Below are 19,342 nucleotides of genomic sequence, written 5' to 3'. Positions count from 1 at the left end.
GGGTAGTTTCCACATCCCCTTTTCTGGGCATTGTTGTGCCTCGTTCTTTGCCGGAACTTTGTGGTGTTCAAACGTTTCAATCACCACAACACAATGAATGCTATGAAAACGCTTCTGTTACTTTCCCTCACCATGACGGCGTTCGGCGCTCAGGCACAGGACAGCCGGCCTTCTCAACCTGCCGCTGAAAAGCAACCCTACTGGAAAGTCTCGACCGACTATCCGACCAACAGCACCAGCATCAAGTTTTATACGGCCGGCGGTGATATGGTTTATGAAGAATACCTTCCGAACTATTTCATCAAGCTGAACAAAAAGAACGTCCGGAAGCTGGACGAAACCCTGGATCGGGTGGTGAGCAACCGGCTGGTGTCCGGTACTATCCAGCCCACGGAACTGCCCGTCCAGGCGGCTTCCCTGCGCAACACCGAAACCGGACAGGCGTTTCAGGTCGCTTCCGAACCGGGTCTGGTGGTCAAATCCTGGGGATCGGAAGACGGCAACTTTCTGAACATCAGCATGGAAAATCCTGACCGGGAACGAGTTAAGATTCAGGTCTTCGACGAAAAGAGCCAGTTGGTTCATGAACTGAGTACGACCACCGACCGCCACCGGTATCGGTTCAACCTGGCCAACCTGCCCTCCGGTAAATACCGGCTGATGGTGACGGGTACTAAAAAATCGTTCGTGAACCTGGTAACCCGGATGGAAAGACCGGCCTCGCATCGCCTGCTCGTTTCGTCACCGAACCCGGTGGCTATCCGCTGAATCAATCGTAATTTTCTCTTCCTCTTTTTTAACAATCTACACCATGAAAGCGACATTGAACCTAATGCTTCTCGCCCTGGTCCCGGCCGCCCGGTTGATGGCCCAGGATCTGGCCAGCGCAGAGCCTAAACGGCCTGAAACGCCCGAAGTCCGGGCGGCCGAACCGACCACTCTCCGGGGAACCGGCCGAATTGCCCGGGCCCAGCGGAAACTGATGCTGGAACAGCTGAAAAACAGCAACGCCGACGTCATTGCCCGGGTGATTCCCGGATCGGATGATGACCACGGCGTCCTGAAGCTCTTTCTCTTCAATCCCAAGCAGGAGCGTCTGCAGATCGAACTGCGGAATCAGAAGAACCGACTCATTTATAACCGGTTCGAATATCGGTTGCAGAACTATACACGGTTTGTAATGGACGGGATGCCGGCCGGCGATTATCAGGTCCGGGTCTTCAAATTCAATCAGCGGGAACCGTATTATGTATCGACGGTCTCCTTCGGCTATGAGCCGTCCCGGATGGTATTCCGGATGAAATCCGGGGAGCAGGGCGTGTCCAATCCGCTGGTTGTCCAAAAACAATGAAACAATCCAGTCCGCACCAGTGAGTAAATAGGTTTAGAAGGGTAATTCGAAAAGCCACTTTCCGTTGAGAGAGTGGCTTTTTTTTAGGCATGGTCGAGGGTGGTGAACAGCAGATGCCGCAGAAACTCAAGGAGCTGAAGCTGATTTCTGGAGGTACCGAAGTCGGTCAGGGAAGGCAGAAACTGCATGAAAAACGCCTGATAATGGGCGGTTTCGATGATGGAACTGGCCCGCGACCGGGCATAGGGATAGTTAGGACTATATTCCTGGATAATGCCGGCAATGCGGCTGCATAGGTCTTTATACGGTTTGAACAACTGCTGCCGGTTATCCTCCGTGACGTGGTGGGTCAGATAAACCTTGCTGGCTTCGCAGATGACGATGGTATGCAGCGACTGGATGTCGACATCATCCGTCGCCAGGTGGGCAATGTCCAGCAGCAGGATCAATTTCAGCAGCCGTTCCAGTTTCTCTTTCGGATCGGTTAGGTTATGGGTCTGAAAAACGACCTGATATTCAAGCCATTGCCAGTACCAGGCGATCAGATAGATCAGCAGCCGGTGTTTGTTCTCGAAATAGCGGTAGATGCTGGCCTCCTTCGTTCCGATCCGCTCGGCCAGCTTCCGGAAGGTGGTTTCCTCGAAGCCGATTTCCTTAATCAGCAGGATGCCTTCCCGAATGATCTTCCGGCCCAGTTCCGATTGTTCCGGATCCCGGAGATACAGTTTCTGATTCATTCGGACGTGTACTGAATATTCCATGGCGGTTTCCGGGCGTCGCAGCCGGATTGGTTTGCTTTTTGCTTCCAGTATTCTGATTGGCAGGCAATTGGCCGGGGACCCCGGCGATCCGATTCAAACTTCAGAATTATTTTTTATATTAAACAAACTTTCGGGAATAAAAGTTGTGTTATTACGAATGATAGCAATACTATCCCATCTGTAAGTTCAACCTTGATTGTTTCGAATTGGAAAAATGGCCAATACGAGTTATAATTCACCCGCTCCACCGCCCACGCCCCTCCGGCGCCTTCTCCGAATGCTCGATACCGAAAAACGGGACATCTGGTACGTTTATCTGTATGCCATCGTAGCCGGGCTGATCAGCCTGTCCCTGCCGTTGGGCGTCCAGGCGGTGTTTAACCTGGTTTCGGGAGGGATGGTGTTCAGTTCGGTGTACGTTCTGATCGGGCTGGTCATCATCGGCGTCCTCGTCAGCGGGCTTATTCAGGTCGGGCAGCAGGCCGTGGTGGAGGTTTTACAGCAACGGCTTTACGTCAAGGCAGCTTTCGAGTTCACGTTCCGACTGCCCCGCATCCGCCCGGAAGCGCTGATCGGCACCCATCCTCCCGAACTGATGAACCGGTTTTTCGATGTGCTGACCATCCAGAAAGGCCTTCCCAAACTGCTGATCGACCTGACGGCGGCTTTAATCCAGATCTTGTTCGGGATCATCCTGCTTTCCTTTTACCATCCCGTATTTCTGGCGTTTGGCCTGGTAACCCTGGTGGCTTTGGTGATCATCTGCCTGATGTACGGCCCCAAGGGCCTTAAGACCAGTTTGAGCGAATCCAAATATAAATACCGCCTGGTGGCCTGGCTGGAAGAAATAGCCTCCCGGCTGCCGCATTACCGCCAATCGGACCATGCCGACGACCTCATCGACCAGGCCGACGAAAATGTGGCCCATTACTTGGAATACCGGAACCAGCATTTCAAGGTGCTGAAACGGTTCTATTACAATGCGGTCGGGTTTAAGACGCTGGTGATCGGCGGCCTGCTCGTCATCGGAACCGCCCTGGTGGTGGAAAGGCAGATGACGCTCGGCCAGTTTGTGGCTGCCGAACTGGTGATCGTGCTGGTTACCAATTCGTTCGAGAAACTGATGATGAGTATCGACACGGTCTTTGACCTGCTGACGGCGGTGGAAAAACTCGGCAACGTCACGGACCTTCCCCTGGAGGAGGCCGACCATACAGTGGGCGGAGTCGTCGCCTGACCTGCCCGTTTCCTGATTTAACCGGCACACTCTTATGCTTAATATTTCGAATCAACGGGTCAACGAAACGCTCCTGAAGCGTTTTCCGCTCCGAACCCTCCGAACCCTTCCGGACCTTCGGGCCGGCCGCCGGCTGGGGCACTGGATGCTGGTCCTGCTCTTTGTCGGCTTCCTGACCCTCTTTCTTCCATGGCGGCAGAACATCGACGGTCAGGGGACCATTACCGCCCTGACCCCGCAGGACCGCCCTCAAACCGTCCAGAATGCCATCGCGGGCCGAATTGAATCCTGGAAAATTAAGGAAGGGGAGTATGTCCGCAAAGGGGACACCCTACTCGTCATTTCCGAAATTAAGGACGAATACTTCGATCCCAACCTTCCGGTTCGGCTGAATGAACAACTGGATGCCAAAAACAGCTCACTGTCAGCAACCTATGCCAAGATTCAGGCCCTCGAAGAGCAGATGCAGGCCCTACAACGGGGTCTGAAAGTCAAACTTTCCTCCGCTGCCAACAAGGTTCGTCAGGCCCGGTTCAAGGTCATCAGCGACAGCACCGACCTGGTGGCTGCCCGCAACAACTTTCAGATTGCCCGGGACCGGCTCGCCCGGTATGAACAGGGCTATAAGGACGGCCTGTTTTCCCTGACCGACCTGGAATCCCGGCGGCTGAAAGTTCAGGAAGACAATGCAAAGACGATAGCCCAGGAGAATAAGCTCAACGGCTCACGGCAGGAACTGATCAACGCCGAACTTGAACTGGGAACAATCCGGGCGGACTTTCAGGAAAAACTGGCCAAGGCCCTTTCCGACAAAAGCTCCGCCGTCAGCTATCGGGCCGAGGCCGAGGGTGAAATTTCCAAGCTGGTCAATAAGATCAGCAGCGTCGACGTCCGGCGGGGTATGTACGTCGTTCGGGCACCTCAGTCGGGTTATCTGGTCCGGACCCTGAAAGCCGGAATCGGGGAAACCATCAAGGAAGGGGAGTCGATCGCGACGCTTCAGCCCTCCGATCCGCAGGTGGCCGTGGAATTATTCGTACGGCCCAATGATGTTCCTCTGATCCAGCCGGGCCGTATCGTCCGGCTGGAATTCGACGGATGGCCGGCCGTTCAGTTTTCCGGCTGGCCGGCCGTTGCCGTCGGAACCTTCGCCGGAGAAGTGGCGGTGATCGACGCCGTCAGCAGCCAGAACGGCAAATACCGCCTGCTGGTCAAGCCCGCCCGGCAGAAAGGGGACCAGCCCTGGCCGAAACAACTCCGGGTCGGGTCCGGGGTGTATGGTTGGGTCATGCTGGATGATGTGCCGGTCTGGTATGAAATCTGGCGGCAGCTCAACGGTTTTCCGCCCAGCCTCCAGCAGGAGCCGAAAGCCGGCGACGTCGCCAAAAAATGAGGTTAATCATGAAACGTAACTTGCTGGCAGGATTTTTCATTGCATTGGTCTGCGGCCCGCCCGGTGCCGAGGGGGGGAGGCTCGTCCAGACGGCACCTCAGTCGAACGACACCCTGGTTTTCACGGCCGCCGAGTATTATGAGGCCGTTACCGGATTTCACCCGATCGTTCGTCAGGCCCGGCTTCTGAGCGATGAAGCGCGCCGGGAGGTCATGCAGGCCCGGGGCGCCTTCGATCCCAAACTGTTTACCGATTATTCCAAAAAGCAATTCGGCGGAACGCTCTATTACGAAAAATGGCAAACCGGCCTTTCGGTGCCGATTTTGCCGGGTGGAGTGGACCTGAAAATTACGCACGACCAGGCCGGAGGCCGTTATGTCAACCCGGAAGACCGGCTGATCAACATTCCCGGACTGACCACGGTGGGAGTGTCGGTACCGGTGGGTCAGGGACTGCTGATCGACGCCCGTCGCAACGCCTTGCGTCAGGCTCAGCTCGCCGTGGACCTGGCGGAAGCCGACCGCATCAAACTGATCAACAAAACGCTTTTCGATGCCGCCAAGACGTATTGGGACTGGTTTCTTGCTCATCAGCAATTTCGTCTGATCGACAACGGGTTGGGGTTGGCCGAAACCCGTTTTCGGGCGCTCCGGGAACGGGCCCTTCTGGGGGATGCCGCCTTTATCGATACCACCGAAGCCTTCATCACGGTTCAGGACCGGCAGGTGCAGCGGGAACAGGCCGTTACTCTTCTGCAGAATTCCCGGCTCCGGCTCTCGGCATTTCTGTGGAATGCGGATAATCAGCCGATCGACCTTCCGGATCAGGTGGTTCCGCAGGCCGCTATGGTCGGATTCACGGATGCGGCTGTTCTGGAGGCCCTTCTCGGCCGGGCGGCCGAGCAGCATCCGGAATTGACCAAACTTCAGACCAAAAGCCGCCAGCTGGCCGTGGAGGAGCGGTTTCGGAGGTCGCTGCTTCAACCGCAGATCAACTTGAATGCCGGCCTGATCAGTGGGATTCCGGTCTTTGGGGCCGCCGGGAATGAACCGCCCTATTACGGCTTTATGGCTTCCAACCACAAGGTCGGTCTGGATGTGGTGTTTCCTTTATTTTTACGAAAGGAAAGGGGCAAACTTCAGCAAATCCGGATCAAGGCGAATCAGTTATCGCTGGAGAGGCAGCAGGTCAGCCGGGACATCGTCGTCGATGTGCGCGCGGCCTGGAATGATCTGAAAGCGCTGGAACGCCAGCTGACGGTGCAGGAACAGACCGTCCGGAATCAGCAGCGGCTGGTACAGGCCGAACAGCAGAAATTCAGTATCGGTGAAAGCTCCCTGTTCCTGGTTAACTCCCGGGAGTCCAAGCTGATCGACCTCCAATTGAAGTGGGAAGAACTGAAAAGCAAATACCAGAAAACGCTGGCGGATCTGTATTACCGGGCAGGAACGGTCCTCTGATCCGGAAAATAGTAGGGAAAGGATTACTCCTGGCGCCCTAACTGACTCAGGAAAGCCATGGTATCGACCCGATCCGCATAATCGGCCAGACCCGGCCGCTGGGTATGCCCGAAGGCGACGCTGCCGGGGTAATGGGCGTCGGCCGAGGCAATGCACTGGATTTTCGGTTCAAGCTCCGTAAGCCGGGCGGCCAGGGAACCCGCGTCGGCATAATGCTGGAAATAAAGAACGGAAATCGGTGAAACCAGCCCCTGGTTTTCGGTAATCAGCAAAAAGCCGTTATCAAAATGCGGAACCCCATTAACCAGATAGATCGACTTATTGTAATCATAATTGTTATTGTATTTGTGGTGGCTGGTGAAGGCGATGCCCTGGGGTTCCAGCAACCGCAGCAGGGGGATGAAATCGTAGCCTTCCGGCACAAAAACCGTAGAAACATTGCGGCAGCCAAGACCGTAGTAGTCAAGGATATCGTGACCCAGGGCGAGCAGGTCCGCATCGGTTTCCCTACCGGTCAGCACCCCGACGGAGGTGCGGTTCCGGCGGATGATGTTCGGCTTTTTCGAAAAGTAATATTCAAAATACCGGGCGGTATTGTCGCTTCCGGTGGCAATGTAGGCTTCGGCCTGATTCAGCCGTTCACTGAATTGGATGGCTTCGGTAAAGGCGGGATTAATTTCAACGATTTTTTGTATTAAATATTGAATTAATACAAAATCCTGAGAACTGGGCTTTGCCATCAGCCGGTGCCCGCTGATCAGGACCGACAGCACATCGTGAAATCCGATGGCCGGAATATTACCGGCGAGAACAACTCCCACATTTTTAGGAGCTTTCGGCTCCGGGTTATAACTTTTTATCCAGGCCGATAACTTTTCTTCATTAAGGAATTCGGAGGCTATGGCTGCGAGGGAGTGAGCGGAGTTGGCCGGGGTAAACCAGGGATTTTTCAGATAGGCTCTTTCCTCGATTTCCTGCAATTCTGCCGCGTTTTCGGGGGATTTCAGAAAATTTCCCAACTGGATGAAGGTATTCAGACGGTCGGATAATACCATATGGAATTTGAAAAAGGATGCTTCTTACGGAACCCCCAAAATTAAAATTTAGTTTGGCGCCAACCTTTAAATAATTATATTTGTTGATTAGATATCGAATTTCTCAAACAAGCATTCGTTCGGTTTGCGGTTGCCCCGGGTTGGTTCCCGGCCGCCGTGACGATACTTTAAATTATACCCGTATATGGCAATCATGATCACAGATGAGTGCATCAATTGCGGTGCCTGCGAACCCGAGTGCCCCAACACGGCCATTTACGAAGGCGGTGTGGAGTGGACCTGGGGAGGAGGAACGGCTCTGGATGTCGTTGATTTTGGTGATGGCACGGTAGTTAGCGGCAAGGAATTGCAGACTCCGGTTTCCGATGAATTTTATTACATCGTTTCGGATAAGTGCACGGAATGTGTGGGTTTCCATGAAGAACCCCAGTGTGCCGCCGTCTGCCCGGTCGATTGCTGTGTGCCCGACCCTGACCATGAAGAAGATGACGACACCCTTCTGGCCAAAAAAGCCTGGCTTCATGCCGAAGAGGTGTAACCGTTGAACGCATACACAATCCGATCCCGGACCCCTGGTCCGGGATTTTTTTTGCCCCTGCCGCCACCTTGCTTCAAAAGTATAGGACAAAAACAAGGAAATATTGAATATAGTTAAAGCGGCTCAACTTATATAATATTCTTTGAAAGGGAAGTTATCCAAAATATACTAATCGATTGAAAAAATGAAAAATCGGGAAATTCTTGTGTAAAATTCAGGCATTTAATGCTGAAAAAAGGAATAATCTGAAAAAAGTTGTATAAAAATATGCCTACTACTTGGAAAATTAATATGCGGATTACATATTTGCACTACCGAAAGGCTCTTTCTTTATTCCTTAGTTAAACCAAAGAAAATTATGAGAAAAACTGTTTTACTGGTATCTTGTTTGTTTTCATCTTTTTTGTGTAAAGCGCAGGATAGTACTGCCAGCACTTCCAAGCCGCAGGAAGTCGCTACCGCTGCCGCCCCTGCACAGGAGCCTGAGAACAAAGGGAAGTTTACGTTTTCGGGATATATCGATTCTTACTATTTCGGAAACTTCAACCGCCCCAAGTCGCGGAGTAACCTTGGGGTAGCGGGAAATGCCCGTGCGTTCGACCAGCGCTCCGGACAGTTTTCCTTAGGTTTGGTTCAAACGAAGATCGGGTACAGCACGGCCAAGTCGGATGTGGTGGTCGATCTCACTTTCGGCCCGAATGCCGACCTCGGCCAGTATGGTAACCTGGTCGGGCCGCTGGGCCGGGGTTCCATGGCCCTCGCCATCAAACAGGCTTATTTCAACTGGAAAGCCACCGATAAACTTTCTCTGACGGTCGGCCAGTTCGGTACCCACATCGGGTACGAAGTCATCGACGCTCCGGTGAACTACAACTACTCCCTCTCCAACCTGTTCAACAACGGTCCGTTCTACCACATCGGCGCCAAGGCCACCTACGCCTTCAGCGACAAGGCGTCCCTGATGGTCGGGCTGGTCAACAACGTCGACAACCTGAACGACAACAACCGCTCGAAAGGCTTCATCAGCCAGTTGTTTTTCTCGCCTGTTGCCGGCTGGAACGTTTACTTGAACGCCATCGCCAGCAACGAAGCCAATCTGGATTCGCTGAACAATAAGGTCACGGGCGCGTACGCCATCTTCGACCTGACCACCACCTACCAGATCACCGAAAAGTTCTTCCTCGGTCTGAATGCCGCCGTCGGTTCACAGAAAGGTGATTTTCAGGGATACGCTCCCGTAAAATCCGGAACCTCGTCCTGGGGTGGTGTGGCCTTGTATACCAATTATGCCGTCACCGGCAATTTTGGTCTGGGAGCCCGGTATGAATATTTCGACAACAAGGACGGTGCCCGCGCCCTGCGTAACTCCTTCGGGCAGGGAACGAGCGTAAACTCCTTTACGCTGACCGCCAACATCACGGCAGCAGACGGCAACCTGCTCATCAAACCGGAGTTCCGGGTCGACAGCTATGCCAAGCCGGGTAGTGCCAGCGCCGAAGACCAACAATTTGAAGACAAGGACGGTGCATTTACCAAATCCTCCCAATCGACTTTGGGTCTGGCCTTTATTTACAAGTTCTAATCCGCAACCCCTCCGTAAGAATCCATTCTCAACCTAACACAAGTACAACTAAACCATTATCAGTGCTATGCAAAAACCGTCTTACTTACCATTCGCCCTGCTGCTTTTAATCAGTGTGCTGGGGGTTGTGATTCCCTCGGTTCCGACCCAGATCGTAACGGAAGGGATCAATTCCGGAGATACCGCCTGGATGCTGGTTTCTGCGGCTCTCGTCCTGTTGATGACGCCGGGTCTGGCTTACTTCTACGGCGGCATGGTGAACAACAAGAATGTCATCTCGACGATGCTGCAAAGCTTCATTGCGATGGGCGCCATCAGCGTACTCTGGGTCGTCTTCGGATTCAGTCTCGCTTTCGGTGACAGCATCGGCGGTGTAATCGGTGATCCTACGTCGTTCTTCATGTTCCGGGGCGTACTGGACGGCAAGCCCTGGTCGCTGGCCGCCACGGTTCCCCTGGTTGTTTTCGCCTTCTTCCAACTGAAATTCGCCGTTATTACGCCGGCCCTGGTGACGGGTTCAATGGCTGAGCGTATTAACTTCAAGTCCTATGTTCTGTTCATGGTGCTGTTCAGCCTGCTCGTTTACGCTCCGCTGGCTCACTGGACCTGGCATCCGAAAGGCTTCCTGTTTGAAATGGGGGTTCTTGATTTCGCGGGAGGTACCGTCGTCCATATGTCGGCCGGCTGGGCGGCCCTGGCGGGTGCCCTGTATCTGAAGCGCCGGAAATCTCACGTGGAAGCCAACTACTTCCCGCCGGCCAACATTCCGTTCGTTCTGTTGGGTACGGGTCTTCTGTGGTTCGGCTGGTTCGGATTCAATGCCGGGTCTGCGGTATCTGCCTCTCCGCTGGCCGCTTCGGCCTTCGCCACCACCAACACCGCTGCCGCTGCGGCCGGTCTGGGCTGGGTGCTGTTCGATGCCGCCAAAGGGAAGAAGGTTTCGGCCCTCGGTTTCTGTATCGGTGCCGTCGTCGGCCTGGTCGCCATTACTCCGGCAGCCGGTTTCGTCACGATTCCGACCTCGATCTTCATCGGAACCATTGCCTCGGTGATCAGCAACTTCGTGGCTCACCTGCGTTCCAAATCAAGCCTGGACGATACGCTGGATGTTTTCCCCTGCCACGGCGTCGGCGGGATGGTCGGCATGCTGATGACCGGTATTTTCGCCAGCAAGGGCGTGAACTCGGCCGTAGCCGTTGAAGGCCTGGCTTTCGGTGAAACCGGCCTTTTCATCCAGCACCTGAAAGCACTGGTCATCGTTTCGGTCTTTGCTTTCGGGATGTCTTACCTGCTTCTGATCGTAACCAACGCGATTCTGCCGCTTCGCGTGTCTGAAGAGGACGAAAAAGTCGGTCTGGACGTAAGCCAGCACGACGAATTCCTCGTGGATGCGTAATGACGATATTATGACAGAGCCACAGGGGTTGCCTGTGGTTTTGTTGTACTCGACGAAGGTATCTGTCTTTGACGGATACCTTCTTTTTTATACGTGAAGCGTGGGAAACGTTTCGGGGAGTTCCTCGGCCTCCATCAGGCCGTCAGGACCGGCACCGGAAAGCCGGACCGTTTTGAGTTCGTTGATCAGCAGGGGGTCGTATTTGGCGGTAACCCGGACGTAATTTTCCGTAAACCCCTGCATCTGACCGTTTTCTACATCTTCCTCGAACAGGACGGTAGCCGTTTTACCGACCTGTTGTTCGTAAAAAAACCTCTTCTTTTTTTCGGAAAGGATATGCAGCATCCGGGACCGTTCCGCACGTCGGGCCCCCGGAACTACGGGTTTGATGGTCAGGGCGTGGGTGTTGGGCCTTTCCGAATAGGTAAAGACGTGAAGGTATGAAATGTCCAGTTCGTTCAGAAAATGGTAAGTCTCCAGAAAAGCCTCTTCGGTTTCTCCGGGATGCCCGACGATCACATCCACTCCGATGCAGGCCTGAGGCATCAGCGATTTGATTTTGGCAACCCGGTCGGCATACAGTTCCCGCCGGTACCGCCGGCGCATCAGGCCGAGCACCTGGTTGGAACCCGATTGAAGCGGAATGTGAAAATGCGGCACAAACCGTTTGGAGCCGGCTACGAAGGCAATGATGTCGTCGGTCAGGAGGTTGGGTTCGATGGAGGAGATCCGGAAGCGGTCGATGCCTTCGACCTCATCCAGTTCCCGGATCAGGTCCAGAAAGGTTTCACGGTCCTGAGAAGGCTCCAAACCCGGACGGATGCCGAAGTCGCCGATGTTGACGCCGGTCAGCACGATTTCGCGCACGTTGCGGGCGGCAATCTCCCGGGCGGCTTTCACCACGTTCCCGATGGAATCGCTCCGGCTCTGGCCCCGGGCCAGCGGAATGGTGCAGTAGGCACAGGGGTAATCACAGCCGTCCTGGACTTTCAAAAAGGTCCGCGTCCGGTCGTTGAGGGAGTAGGAGGCATGGTAATCGACGGCTTCCGAAATGGGCGAGTTGTATACCCGGGCCTGGCCGGTCGGTTCCTTGATGAAGTCGCTGAGCAGGTCGGCCAGCCGAAATTTTTCGGCGGCTCCCAAAACGGCGTCGACCCCCGGAATGGTAGCGATCTCCTGAGGTTTTAACTGCGCATAGCAGCCAAGAATAGCTACGTAGCCGTCCGGGTTGATGCGTTGGGCTTCCCGAACGATTTTCCGGCACTTTTTATCCGCGTGGTCGGTAACCGAACAGGTGTTGATGATGAAGATGTCCGGATGCTGATTAAATTCAACCCGTTCGAACCCCCTTTGCTCCAGCGTCCGGGCGAGGGTCGAGGTTTCGGAGAAATTCAGCTTGCAGCCGAGCGTATAAAAAGCCACTTTTTTCATTCCTGCAAAATTACAACGATTCTACTTGTTCAGGAACTCCTGAAAGGAGATTTCTTCGTAGGCCTTTCCCAGCTCAATATCCTGTTTTTCAATGACTCCCTGCGAAGATATCAACTGACGGCTGGCATTGTCGAAAACCAGGTGCCGGTCCGGCTGAACAATTCCGAATCCATTGTTGAACGCAAAATAGGCGAACGGGCGTTCCTGACGGTTGAATAAATCCCGGCTCCAGGCAAACGCGGAGGCATCCATCCCGAGTTGTCGGAGCAGGGTGGCCGCCAGGTCGGTTTGGGAGCCGATGCGGCTGATCACCTGCGGTTTGGCTTTCAAAGCGCCCCCCAGCCAGAGCATCGGAATATGAAAATCCCGGGTTTTGTCGGTGGATGCGCCCTGCCCGTTGAGTACCGGCAGGCAGTGCCCGTGGTCGGCCATGACGATCACCAGTGTATTCTGCCACCAGCGCTGTTTACGGGCCTGGTCGATAAACTGGCCCAGGCTTCGGTCGGCATAATACAGCGCATTCAGAAACTGGGATTCCTCGTCTTTCCCGGCAATTACAGTAGGCATGGGAACCTCGAACGGCTCGTGGCTGCTCAGGGTGAAAAAAGTGGTAAAGAAGGGCTGCGTTTCATGAGCCAGATCGGCCAGAATTCGGCCGTAAACCACATGATCGTGTGCTCCCCACTTCGAGTTCCAGGAAGAGGACGGAAACTCGGATTTCGACACGATGCGGTCATACCGGGAATGGTAGAGATACGATTTGATATTGGCAAATTCGGTTTCCCCGCCGTAATAAAAAGAGGTGTGATACCCCGCTTCCTTAAGCTGTTCTCCAAGTTTGGGGAGTTTGGCGGCTTTGGATGGAATGGTCATGATGGAACTGGTCGGCTGAGCCGGAAAACCGCTCAGGATGGCGATCAGCCCCTTGTCGCTCCGGTCTCCGCTGGCGTACATCTGGTTGAACAGCAGACCTTCCCGGGACAGTCTCTCGAATTCAGGGGTGACGCCTGTTCGCCCGCCCAGCGAGGCCACGGCTTTGGCCGTTAAACTCTCCCAGATGATCAGGATGAGGTTCGGACGCTGCGTGGTCAGGAGCGGCTCAGTGCCGGCCGAGGGCTGGTAAAGGGCCTGGATGGTCTGACGGGCTTTTTTTTCCGGAAAGAAACTGAATGGATTTTCCGTGCCCGCCTTTTCCCGTTCGAGCCAGGAGTGAATGAAATTCCACTGGGGGGAAATGGCGGCATAGTTGGAGAAGGCATTCGGCGAAAAGAAGACGGCACTGACGTTCATTGGTGCCAGTTGCAGACCCCCCCGAATCGGGATGATCAGGGCTGCCGTTGCCGCCAGAACCGGAATGGGAGAAAACCAGGACCTCAGGGCCAGTGGACCCGGGTTGCGCCGTCCCGCCAGCCGAAAATTGGCAAACCGAAAGGCCGTGAGGCTGGCCAGCACCATCCCGATCCAGAGGGCGACCAGGGTGCCCAGGGGGGAGGAGCCGATCGAGGCAAACGCTTCGCGTGGGGTGTTCAGATACCGGAAAAGGGTCGTATCGAGCCGGAAACCCCAGGCCCGGTACACTTCGAGGTCGACCGTCATCATCAGGCTGACCAGCACGACCATGCCTACCGTATACCCCTGTATGACGGGGTAAAGAAGCCGGGACGGAGCCAGCGCCAGCCAGACCCCGGGAATCAGGCAGAGGTAAGCGGCCACAGAAAGGTCCATATAATAGCCGTGAAGGAGGATCGGCATCCAGTGAAAAGGGGAAATTCCTGACCCGTAGGCATACTGGTAAGTCAAAAAAACCAAACGCCCGCCCTCAAACCAGAAACTCCAGAGCAGGAAATAAACTAACAGCCAGCGTAGACGACCAGGCATGGGGAAACACTAAGAATGAAACAACAAGTACGGATTACCGGAATGGGGTGGAATGATAATGCTTTTTTTTGAGTAGTAGTTCAACCCGCAGTCGGGGCGGTCGTAAAAGCGGCTGACTTTTGAGTAAAAGGTAGTGAATCAGTGAAGCTTAGGTCTGGAAGAGATTTTATGAAAATAAGAGGATTTCTGAAAAAACAAGATTCAAAAAACGGCTTGGCCTATCATAAAAGGCAGAAATATACCGAAATGAACTTTAGGCAGGGAAGGGTTAGCAACTGGTTATAAATGTTATGGAATATTGTAATTTATTATTTTTTTCTTGTAATTTTTTCAAAAATTAAACGATTCTACTGCGTATTTGCCGATTGTCCCTATGTTTATTTGGCAAAGACGTATACATTTGCATAAAATTAAGAGACCGATCACTGTATCTTACTTCAAACCTCACCCAATTATGTCAAAGTATAAGCTCGAGTACATTTGGCTTGATGGTTACAAACCTACTCAAAGCCTGCGTTCCAAAACCAAAATTGAAAAAGACTTCTCAGGGAAACTGGAAGACTGCCCTATGTGGTCTTTTGATGGTTCATCTACGGAACAGGCTCCGGGCGGTTCATCGGACTGTTTACTCAAACCGGTTTTTCTCTGCCCGGATCCCCAGCGGAAAAACGGTTACCTTGTCATGTGTGAAGTGCTGAACTCGGACGGAACGCCCCACGAAACGAACGGCCGGGCTACGATCGAAGATGATGACAATGATTTCTGGTTTGGTTTTGAGCAGGAATACTTCCTTTGGGATGAAACGATCGACCGGCCGCTCGGCTTCCCCGCCGAAGGCTTCCCGAAACGTGGGCAGGGCCCTTATTACTGTTCGGTAGGCGCGAAAAATGCATTCGGTCGTCACATCGTCGAGGAGCATCTGGATGTCTGTCTGGAAGCCGGCCTGAACGTGGAAGGGATCAATGCCGAGGTAGCCACCGGCCAGTGGGAATTCCAGATCTTTTCCAAAGGAGCCAAAGAAGCCGGTGATCAGATCTGGGTGGCCCGTTACCTCCTTGAGCGCATCGGTGAAAAATATAACGTGTCGATCAACTGGCATTGCAAGCCCCTTGGCGACACCGACTGGAACGGTTCCGGGATGCACGCCAACTTCTCGAACGGTATCCTCCGTACGGCCGGCGACAAGGCGACCTACGATACGATCTGTCAGGCGTTCGCTCCGGTTATTAAAGAACACATGGACGTCTACGGTGCCGACAACCACCTCCGTCTGACCGGTAAACATGAAACCCAGTCGATCGACAAGTTCTCGTACGGTATCTCCGACCGCGGGGCTTCCATCCGGATCCCCATCGCCACCGTGGAGCGCGGCTGGAAAGGCTGGCTCGAAGATCGCCGTCCCAACTCGGCCGCCGATCCCTACAAAGTGGCCGCTCGTATCATCAAGACCGTTAAGTCGGCGGATGTCCTCGTTGAAAAATAATCCTTATCCATTCCCTGAAAAAAGCTGCTCCTTCGGGGCAGCTTTTTTTGTCTGCTTTTATAATTATTTTGTTTACCCGGTTCCTTTGTTTTAGTCGTATTTATAGCTATTTTCTTAAATTTTGGAGAAAATCAGTTTAAAAAAGTGCTAATATTCTGAGAAAATGTTAAAAACTAAGTAAGTTTGAGTAAAAATACACCTTTAGCCCTACTGCCGTTTCTATGTCTAATCTTCGCTTTAAAGCGCTTGAAATTGCACAAAGCCGCCAGGCCCTGCCGGTAGCCCCCCCCGCTGAACGGGTCGTTGATTTTTACGGAGTCAACACCTTCAATCAGGAGGTCATGCGGTCGCTGCTGTCGCCGGAGGCTTACCTTAAAATAACCCAGGCCATCGAAACCGGCGGTAAAATCGACCGGGAGATCGCCGACGAAGTCGCCAATGCCATGAAATCCTGGGCCATTGCCCGGGGTGCCACTCACTATACCCACTGGTTCCAACCCCTGACCGGCGACACCGCCGAAAAGCACGACGCCTTTTTCGACATCACGATGGAAGGGAAGGCGCTGGAAAAATTTAAAGGTTCGGCCCTGGTTCAGCAGGAACCCGACGCATCCTCCTTTCCGAGCGGTGGTCTCCGGAATACTTTTGAGGCCCGGGGGTATACCGGCTGGGATCCGGGGTCCCCGGCCTTCCTGATGGACAACGGGGCCGGCGGCAAAACCCTTTGCATTCCGTCGGTTTTCATATCCTATACCGGAGAGGCCCTCGACTATAAAACCCCCCTGCTCAAGGCGCTCCATGCGCTGGACAAAAGCGCCACGGCCGTTTGTCAGTTCTTCGACCGGCATGTGACCAAAGTGACGGCGACCCTCGGCCCCGAGCAGGAATATTTTCTGGTCGACAAAGCGCTCTTTTATGCCCGACCGGACCTGGTCATGGCCGGCCGGACGGTGTTTGGCCATTCGCCGGCCCGGGGCCAGCAGCTGGAAGACCACTATTTCGGGACGATTCCCCCGCGCGTGAACGCGTTCATGGTGGATTTTGAATTTGAGGCCATGAAACTGGGCATACCCGTCCGGACCCGGCACAATGAAGTGGCTCCGGCCCAGTTCGAGGTCGCCCCCACCTTTGAGGAGGTCAACCTTTCCATCGACCACAACGCCCTCCTGATGGACCTGATGGAGAAAGTGGCCGAAAAACACAACCTGAAGGTCCTCTTTCACGAAAAGCCGTTTGCGGGAATCAACGGAAGCGGTAAGCACAATAACTGGTCGATGGGAACCGACACCGGGGTAAATCTCCTGGCCCCGAGCACCAAGCCGAAAGAAAGTCTGCGTTTCCTGACCTTTCTGGTGAACGTGGTGAAGGCCGTCCACGATAACGCGGACCTATTGCGGGCCACCATTGCCTCCGCGGGTAACGAATACCGCCTGGGAGCCAACGAGGCCCCGCCGGCCATCGTTTCCGTGTTCCTCGGCGAAACGCTGACGCAGGCACTGGAGGACCTGGAAAACAAATCGGAGATTTCGCTCAACAAGGGGGATAACGTGTATTACAAGCTGGGTATCAACCGGATACCGGCCCTCCTGCGGGACAATACCGACCGGAACCGAACGTCTCCTTTTGCCTTTACCGGAAACAAGTTCGAATTCCGGGCCGTCGGCGGTGGTGCCAATTCGGCGTCTACCATGATTGTACTGAACTCGATCGTGGCCGACCAGCTCGCCAGGTTCAAAGTGGAACTCGACAAGCGACTGAATGGCGGAGAGAAGAAGGAACTCGCTATCGTCGATATCCTGAAGCAATATTATAAGGAGTGCAAACGCATTCTGTTCGAAGGCAACGGCTATTCCGATGAATGGGTAGAGGAAGCGGCCCGGCGGGGCCTTTCCAATATCAATTCCACTCCGGAAGCCCTGGCGATTTACGTCAAGCCTGACTCGCTGGACCTGTTTCAGCGGGTAGGGGTGATGAACCACCGCGAAGTCGAATCGCGGTATGAAATCGAGCTGGAGAAATACGTCAAAAAAGTGCAGATCGAATCCCGGGTGATCGGGGATCTGGCCATGAACCACGTAGTTTCGACCGCCCTGAAATACCAGAACAAGCTGGCCGAAACTGCTAAAGCCCTGATCGACATCGGAATGAAGGAAGAGGCTGAGCCGATTAAGGACATTATTCGTGAAATCTCAACCCGGTTAGTCGCCATCAAATCGGGCGTCGAACAGATGACGGAAGCCCGTAAGAGAGCGAATACGGTCGGTGACATGGCCGAAATGGCGCGGCTCTACGCCACTGAAATCAAGAACTTCTTCGAACAGATCCGGTATGAGGTCGATAAACTCGAACTGATCATCGACGACGAGGACTGGCCTCTGGTCAAATACCGTGAAATGCTGTTCATCAAGTAATCTATTTATTTCCAACCATATCGTCACAAAAAGCCTGCGCCGTCTGGAGCAGGCTTTTGTCTTACACCAAAACCGCCGGGTGGCCGTTATTAGGGTGGAAGTCAACTCGACTTTAACCCACGACCGATCATGCCATTTTCGACCGAGAATCTCCTCCGAGATCTTTGCCGGTTGCCCCATCGGGGCGCTTCCACCCGTTACGAGACTCCCGCCGTCGAGCTTTTATCAAAAACACTGACCGGCCTGCGTGCCGAGGTAGAGACCCAGTCTTTTCCAACGCCAAAAACCTATGTTTCCCTGATTTACTGGCTGACGGGCGGTTTGTCTCTCGGGCTTTTGGCCTTTGGCTGGTGGCCGGTTCCCGCCCTCCTGTGGACCGGAATCTGGGTGGTTTTTTCCTGGCTTTATTATAATGGGCGGTATTCACCGGTCATTCACTTTCCGCCGTTGGTCACTTCCCGGAACGTGATCGGCCGGTGGAAGCCTTTCCAGGGGCCGTGGGAGGGCAGGCCGGAGGCTCCGGCTCTGAAGGTTATCCTGATGGCCCATTATGACACCGCCCCGATTTCCCTCTTCTACCAAACGAACCGGGTCCGGCGCTATCATTGGGTCCTGCTCCTGAACTTTTCTCTGATGGTGTGTACCATCGGGCTGATGATTCTGGAATACGCGGGGTTCGCCAGTTCCGGGCTGCCTCTGATCCGCTACGGGCTGGTTGCCTACTTCCTATTCTTCGGACTGCTGGCCACGATTGGGTACTGGCTGTACGGCTATTCGAACGGGGCCAGCGATAACGCTACCGGGGTGGCAGCAGCCCTGGCGACGGCCGGGAACCTCCGGAGTCTCGGCCTCCCCGGGCTGGAGCTGGAGGTGGTTTTGACGGGAGCGCGGGAGGTCGGAATGGTCGGTTCGTTGGCCTATATCGAAAAGTACCGGAGAACCTGGCCCGAAGGCCGTACCGCCGTTATCAACTTCGATACGCTCGGGAACGGGGCACTGCGGATCATAAAACATACGGGAACGGTTGAAGTTATGGAGTATAGCAGTGAACTGATGGCTCATGCAGAGTCCCTGCTCGAAGAAATACCGTTCCGGAAACAGGTTCTGCCGGCCCGCCGACCGACCGCCGATTTAGACAGTACCTGGTTCGTACGGAAGAAAATACCGGTCATGACGCTGACGGCGCTGGATGAAAACGGCCGGATGCCTCATGTGCACCAGCCGGAGGATAAACTGGTCCTGACCGACCTCTCGGCGGTGCCCCTGGCCGTCGATTTTGCGGTTCGATGCCTGTTGAAACAGTACCAGGCCTATGAAGTGGCGGCCGAAAGATTATAAAAAGGAAAATGTTGTTGACCGATGGTCG

General features: G+C 54.2%; 15 protein-coding genes. 11 read left to right on the top strand and 4 right to left on the bottom strand.

All coding sequences use genetic code 11. The features are described 5' to 3' along the window. Positions 1-102 precede the first annotated feature (102 nt). Both DX909_RS02650 and DX909_RS02645 read left to right on the top strand, forming a co-directional pair. On the top strand, positions 103-768 hold the full coding sequence (locus tag DX909_RS02650) for a T9SS type A sorting domain-containing protein (protein ID WP_128543501.1): 666 nt from the start codon (positions 103-105) through the stop codon (positions 766-768). A gap of 43 nt (positions 769-811) precedes the next feature. Then, entirely contained in the window at positions 812-1,351 is a 540-nt protein-coding gene (locus DX909_RS02645; RefSeq protein WP_128543500.1) for a hypothetical protein, read from the top strand. A gap of 83 nt (positions 1,352-1,434) precedes the next feature. Here DX909_RS02645 and DX909_RS02640 read toward each other — a convergent pair whose 3' ends face one another. Continuing rightward, complete coding sequence (locus DX909_RS02640; RefSeq protein WP_229310919.1) at positions 1,435-2,088, bottom strand: TetR/AcrR family transcriptional regulator; 654 nt, start codon at positions 2,086-2,088, stop codon at positions 1,435-1,437. Positions 2,089-2,308: 220 nt separating this feature from the next. Here DX909_RS02640 and DX909_RS02635 point away from each other — a divergent pair, with 220 nt between their 5' ends. From DX909_RS02635 to DX909_RS02625, 3 genes are read left to right on the top strand one after another with little or no spacing between them, the layout of a single operon-like run. Further along, positions 2,309-3,349, top strand: a complete 1,041-nt coding sequence (locus tag DX909_RS02635) for an ABC transporter transmembrane domain-containing protein (RefSeq protein ID WP_310589818.1) — start codon at positions 2,309-2,311, stop codon at positions 3,347-3,349. Positions 3,350-3,383: 34 nt separating this feature from the next. Beyond that, positions 3,384-4,742, top strand: coding sequence for an HlyD family secretion protein (locus DX909_RS02630; protein WP_128543498.1), 1,359 nt, complete (start codon positions 3,384-3,386; stop codon positions 4,740-4,742). Positions 4,743-4,750: 8 nt separating this feature from the next. Continuing rightward, positions 4,751-6,202, top strand: a complete 1,452-nt coding sequence (locus DX909_RS02625) for a TolC family protein (RefSeq protein WP_128543497.1) — start codon at positions 4,751-4,753, stop codon at positions 6,200-6,202. Between the two features lie 23 nt (positions 6,203-6,225). Here the strand turns inward: DX909_RS02625 and DX909_RS02620 are convergent, their stop codons facing one another. Beyond that, positions 6,226-7,257, bottom strand: a complete 1,032-nt coding sequence (locus DX909_RS02620; RefSeq protein ID WP_128543496.1) for an aldehyde dehydrogenase family protein — start codon at positions 7,255-7,257, stop codon at positions 6,226-6,228. Positions 7,258-7,441: 184 nt separating this feature from the next. Between DX909_RS02620 and DX909_RS02615 the strand changes: the two genes are divergently transcribed. From DX909_RS02615 to DX909_RS02605, 3 genes are all read left to right on the top strand, one after another. Further along, positions 7,442-7,795: a 4Fe-4S dicluster domain-containing protein gene (locus DX909_RS02615; RefSeq protein WP_128543495.1), complete on the top strand. Its 354-nt coding sequence runs from the start codon at positions 7,442-7,444 to the stop codon at positions 7,793-7,795. Positions 7,796-8,153: 358 nt separating this feature from the next. Continuing rightward, a complete protein-coding gene (locus tag DX909_RS02610) occupies positions 8,154-9,377 on the top strand; it encodes a porin (RefSeq protein WP_128543494.1) in 1,224 nt (407 codons plus the stop codon). Positions 9,378-9,444: 67 nt separating this feature from the next. Next, complete coding sequence (locus DX909_RS02605; protein ID WP_128543493.1) at positions 9,445-10,773, top strand: ammonium transporter; 1,329 nt, start codon at positions 9,445-9,447, stop codon at positions 10,771-10,773. An 87-nt stretch (positions 10,774-10,860) separates the two neighbouring features. On the opposite strand, the gene mtaB is transcribed toward DX909_RS02605, so the two are convergent. Together mtaB and DX909_RS02595 are read right to left on the bottom strand one after the other, a co-directional pair. Further along, complete coding sequence (gene mtaB / locus DX909_RS02600; RefSeq protein ID WP_128543492.1) at positions 10,861-12,204, bottom strand: tRNA (N(6)-L-threonylcarbamoyladenosine(37)-C(2))-methylthiotransferase MtaB; 1,344 nt, start codon at positions 12,202-12,204, stop codon at positions 10,861-10,863. 21 nt (positions 12,205-12,225) lie between these two features. Further along, positions 12,226-13,956, bottom strand: coding sequence for an LTA synthase family protein (locus DX909_RS02595; protein WP_164851182.1), 1,731 nt, complete (start codon positions 13,954-13,956; stop codon positions 12,226-12,228). A 580-nt stretch (positions 13,957-14,536) separates the two neighbouring features. Between DX909_RS02595 and DX909_RS02590 the strand changes: the two genes are divergently transcribed. The 3 genes from DX909_RS02590 to DX909_RS02580 all read left to right on the top strand — a co-directional run bounded on the left by DX909_RS02590 (position 14,537) and on the right by DX909_RS02580 (position 19,314). After that, positions 14,537-15,565 (top strand): glutamine synthetase beta-grasp domain-containing protein, encoded by a 1,029-nt coding sequence (locus tag DX909_RS02590; RefSeq protein ID WP_128543490.1) that lies wholly within the window; start codon positions 14,537-14,539, stop codon positions 15,563-15,565. 221 nt (positions 15,566-15,786) lie between these two features. After that, a complete protein-coding gene (locus DX909_RS02585) occupies positions 15,787-17,976 on the top strand; it encodes a glutamine synthetase III family protein (protein ID WP_128543489.1) in 2,190 nt (729 codons plus the stop codon). A 129-nt stretch (positions 17,977-18,105) separates the two neighbouring features. Continuing rightward, positions 18,106-19,314 carry a M28 family metallopeptidase gene (locus DX909_RS02580; RefSeq protein ID WP_128543488.1) on the top strand — a complete coding sequence of 403 codons (1,209 nt, stop codon included), beginning with the start codon at positions 18,106-18,108 and terminating at the stop codon, positions 19,312-19,314. Positions 19,315-19,342 lie beyond the last annotated feature (28 nt).

Origin of the sequence: Larkinella soli, assembly GCF_003703975.1 — a bacterium.
GTDB lineage: Bacteria > Bacteroidota > Bacteroidia > Cytophagales > Spirosomataceae > Larkinella > Larkinella soli.
The sequence above is the reverse complement of the archived record's forward strand: the minus strand, read 5'-3'. Positions and strand labels throughout refer to the sequence as shown.